Raw genomic sequence first — 1261 nt, forward strand, 5'->3', positions numbered from 1 at the left:
GCCCCGCCCTGCGGGCCCCCGGTCCTCAACCGGCCTCCGCGATCCCGGTAAGCCTCGCGACGGCGCGCTCGAACCCGCGGGTCAGATCGTCGACGACGGCCTGGACCGAGCGCTCGCTGTTCATGGACCCGACGATCTGCCCCACGGGCGTCCCGAGCAGCGGCTCCACCTCGTACCGCTGTATCCGCGAGTTGGCCTCCGCCACCAGCAGGCCCTGCAGGGGCATGGGCAGGGGGCCAGGCCCCTCGCCCGGCTCCCAGGCGTCCGTCCAGTCGGTGCGCAACTGCCGCGCCGGTTTGCCCGTGAGCGCCCGCGACCGCACCGTGTCACCGGCCGTGGCGGCCAGCAGTTTGCGCGTGAGGGCCCGCGACCCCAGGTCGGCCTCGGTGGTGGTCAGCCACACGGACCCCAGCCAGGCGCCCTGCGCGCCCAGCGCGAGGGCAGCGGCCAGCTGCTCGCCGCTGCCGATGCCACCCGCGGCGAGCACGGGGAGGGGGTCCACGGCGCGGACGACCTCGGGGGTGAGCACCATGGTGGCGATCTCTCCCGTGTGACCGCCGGCTTCGTAGCCCTGGGCGACGATGATGTCGATACCCGCCTCCTTGTGCCGCTCGGCGTGCCGGGGGCTTCCGGCGAGAGCGGCGACGGGGATGCCGTGCCGGTGGGCCCGCTCGATCACGTCGGGCGGCGGCGATCCGAGCGCGTTGGCGAGGAGTTTGACGGGGTAGTCGAACGCGACGTCGAGCTGCCCGCGCGCGACCTCCTCCATCCAGCCGGTGATGCGCCAGCCGCCGTCCTGCCCTTCCGGCAGGCGGGGGACGTCGTACCGGTCGAGGACCTCCTGCACGTACCGGCGGTGCCCGTCCGGGATCATGGCCTCGACGTCCGCCTCGGTGACCGACTCGACCTTCTTGGCCGGCATCACGACATCGAGCCCCCACGGCAGCCCGTCGGTGTGTGCCGCCATCCAGTCGAGGTCGCGTCTGAGGTCGTCGGCGGCGCCGTATCGCACGGCGCCGAGCACGCCGAAGCCGCCCGCGCGGGTGAGCGCGGCGGCCACGGCGGGGAAGGGCGTGAAGCCGAAGAGGGCGTGCTCTGCTCCCAACTGGGTGCTCAGCTCCGTCTGCATGGGCGCAGGATGCCGCAGCCGGATGCCGGAGGGAAGGCTTTTCCTGACGCAGCGTCAGTTTTTACCGGCGGCGCCGCCCCTCCCCCTCGTCAGCCTCTCCCTCACGGCCCGTGCGGGCCCCGGTACMGAGGC

General features: G+C 73.7%; 1 protein-coding gene. It reads right to left on the bottom strand.

All coding sequences use genetic code 11. From position 1 onward, the window contains the following. Positions 1–25: 25 nt before the first annotated feature. Positions 26–1129, bottom strand: coding sequence for an NAD(P)H-dependent flavin oxidoreductase (locus AB8Z75_RS34745; protein WP_369209098.1), 1104 nt, complete (start codon positions 1127–1129; stop codon positions 26–28). Positions 1130–1261 lie beyond the last annotated feature (132 nt).

The organism is Streptomyces sp. PU-14G (assembly GCF_041028275.1).
GTDB lineage: Bacteria > Actinomycetota > Actinomycetes > Streptomycetales > Streptomycetaceae > Streptomyces.